This is a genomic window from Leifsonia sp. HAY1-4F, assembly GCF_056755275.1.
Map to the genome: position 1 here is coordinate 1 of NZ_JBNDHX010000468.1, position 249 is coordinate 249.

Annotated in this window: 1 protein-coding gene; it reads left to right on the plus strand. The window is 63.9% G+C overall.

From position 1 onward, the window contains the following. Positions 1-14: 14 nt before the first annotated feature. The coding region (locus ACPYOG_RS20180; RefSeq protein ID WP_481295869.1) for a hypothetical protein at positions 15-249 on the plus strand (235 nt) is incomplete at its 3' end.

The following is a 249-nucleotide window of genomic DNA, read 5'->3' on the forward strand; positions in this document are numbered from 1 at the left end:
CTCCAGGAGTTCTCATGCCCGGTCCTTCAGCAACCCCACCGCAGCGGACCCTCAAAGGGCTGCTTTTCCCTTTGGTGTTGGCGATGGTGGCAGCTTTGCTGCCCCTGACCGCGCCCGCAGCTGTGGCGGTTGGCCCCTGCGACCCCATAGTGAACGCTGTGGTGTGCGAGAATTCCAAACCGGGCAGCCCGCCGTCGGAGTGGGACATCGATGGGGCCGGGGATGACAGCATCCAGGGTTTTTCCACTG